The organism is Archangium sp. (assembly GCF_036389735.1).
Classification (GTDB): Bacteria; Myxococcota; Myxococcia; order Myxococcales; family Myxococcaceae; genus Archangium.
The window spans coordinates 1-2,429 of sequence record NZ_DASVWK010000778.1; the positions used below are offsets into that span (position 1 = coordinate 1).

The window sequence follows — 2,429 nt, forward strand, 5'->3', positions numbered from 1 at the left end:
CTACTTGAACAGCTCGCGCGCGATCACGAGGCGCTGCACCTGGCTGGTGCCCTCGTAGATCTGGATGAGCTTGGCGTCGCGCATGAGCTTCTCCACCGGGTACTCCTTGATGTAGCCGTAGCCGCCGTAGATCTGCACGGCGTCGGTGGCGACCTTCATGGCCATGTCGGCGGAGAAGCACTTGGCGTAGGAGGAGACGAGGGTGGGCTTCTGGCCCTCATCCAGCAGCCAGGCGCTCTGGTGGCACAGCAGGCGCGCGGCCTGGGTGTTCATGGCCATGTCGGCGAGCATGAACTGGATGGCCTGGTGCTCGCGGATGGCCTTGCCGAACGTCTTGCGCTGGGCGGAGTACTCCAGGGAGTGCTCGAGCGCGGCGCGGGCGATGCCCACCGAGAGGATGGCGGTGACGGGACGGCTGTTGTCCAGCGTCTCCATGGCGATGCGCCAGCCCTCGCCCTCCTCGCCGATGCGGTTGGCCACCGGGACGCGCACGTCCTCGAAGGTGAGCGCCACGGTGTCGCTGGCGCGCTGGCCCATCTTGTTCTCGTGCTTGCCCACGGTGAGGCCCTTGGGACGGCCCTCCACCACGAAGCACGTAATCCCCTTGTGCTTCTTGGCCTTATCCACCGTGGCGAACACCGTGTACTGGTCCGCGTGGCCGCCGTTGGTGATGAAGCACTTGGAGCCGTTGAGGACGTAGTGGTCCCCATCGCGCACCGCGGTGGTGCTCATGTTGGCCACGTCCGAGCCCGCCTCCGGCTCGGTGAGGCAGAAGGAGGCCAGCTTGAACTTCTCGGTGAAGGGCGTGAGCAGCCGCTTCTTCTGCTCCTCGTTGGCGCCCACCATGATGGGCAGGTTGGCCAGGTCGTTGGCCGTGATGGAGGTGGCCATGCCCGCGCAGCCCCAGGCCAGCTCCTCATAGGCCAGGAGCTGGTCCAGGTGCGACAGGCCAATGCCGCCGTACGCCTCCGGGATGGCCATGTTCAGCAGGCCGTTCTCCCACGCGGAGGCGATGATCTCCCGGGGGAAGTGGGAGGTCTCGTCGTAGTGCGCCGCCTTGGGGCGGATCACTTCACGGGCGAACTTGCGCGCCATGTCCTGAAGGGCGCGCTGGGATTCGGTGAGCTGGAAGTCCATGGTTCCTCGTTGATGTGGGAGAGGGCACGACAGGCCCTCGATTCCAGAATCAACGAATACCCTGGCCGGGGGGAATCCGCCAGCACACCGCCCCCTCAGGACTTCGGCTTGGTGGCCTTGGGAACCTTCTCCCAGTCGGACAGGAACTTCTGGATGCCGGCGTCGGTGAGCGGGTGGTTGGCCAGCTGGGTGATGACGCTGTAGGGCAGCGTGGCCACGTCCGCGCCCATGCGCGCCGACTGGAGCACGTGCACCGGGTTGCGGATGCTCGCCACCAGCACCTGCGTGGTGAAGTCGTAGTTCTGGTAGATCTCGATGATGTGGGAGATGAGCTCCATCCCGTCCTGCGAGATGTCGTCCAGACGGCCCACGAACGGCGAGATGTAGGTGGCGCCGGCCTTGGCGGACAGCAGCGCCTGGTTGGCGGAGAAGCAGAGGGTCACGTTGGTGCGGATGCCCTCGGAGGTGAGCGCCTTGACGGCCTTCATGCCCTCCACGCCCATGGGAATCTTCACCACCACGTTGTCGTGAATCTTCGCCAGCTCCCGGCCCTCCTTGATGAGCTCGGGCGCCTCCAGCGAGACGCACTCGGCGCTGATGGGGCCGTCCACGATGGAGCAGATCTCCCGGATCGTCTCCTCCAGGCCCCGGCCCACCTTGGCCAGCAGTGACGGGTTGGTGGTGACGCCATCCACCACGCCCATGGCGTGGGCCTTGCGGATTTCGTCCACGTCCGCGGTGTCGATGAAGAACTTCATCTCGTCCCCTCTCCAGGTTCAGGAAAGCGTTTTGAATGAAAACCCACGGGTGCGAGGGCCGCGCTCCAGTCCGCCCGCCGGGCGAGCAGGCGCGTAGCCGATGCCCCCCGGTGCGTCAAGCTGGCAGGCCCGGGTGGCGAGGGGGTAGAAGGGCAGGACCCATGGCCCGCGCCTCCCGAAGCACCGCCCGGAAGCCCCGCCTCCGCGCCCTCCCCGGTCAAGCCACCCCCGCCCCTGCCTCCACGCCCTCGTCCTCCCCCGACGAACGCGAGGCCACGCTCGCCTATGCCCGCAGCGTGCTCGAGGCCGAGGCCCACGCCATCCTCGGGCTGACCGAGCGGCTGGGGGACTCCTTCCTGCGCGCCCTCTCCCTGGTGCGCGACTGCGCCGGGCAGACGGTGGTGACGGGCGTGGGCAAGGCGGGCCTCATCGGCCAGAAGCTGTCGGCGACGCTGGCCTCCACCGGCGTGCGCTCCGTCTTCCTCCACCCCACCGAGGCCGTGCACGGGGACCTGGGCCGCGTGGCCCGGGGCG

2 protein-coding genes and 1 pseudogene are annotated in these 2,429 nt (G+C 67.7%); 1 reads left to right on the forward strand and 2 read right to left on the reverse strand.

Going from position 1 to position 2,429, the window contains the following annotated elements; translation table 11 throughout:
- A complete protein-coding gene (locus VF794_RS27615; protein ID WP_331115478.1) occupies positions 1-1,137 on the reverse strand; it encodes an acyl-CoA dehydrogenase family protein in 1,137 nt (378 codons plus the stop codon).
- 95 nt (positions 1,138-1,232) lie between these two features.
- A complete protein-coding gene (gene fsa, locus VF794_RS27620; protein ID WP_331115480.1) occupies positions 1,233-1,895 on the reverse strand; it encodes a fructose-6-phosphate aldolase in 663 nt (220 codons plus the stop codon).
- 161 nt (positions 1,896-2,056) lie between these two features.
- Here fsa and VF794_RS27625 point away from each other — a divergent pair.
- Positions 2,057-2,429: pseudogene (locus tag VF794_RS27625) on the forward strand (KpsF/GutQ family sugar-phosphate isomerase); the annotation flags it as partial.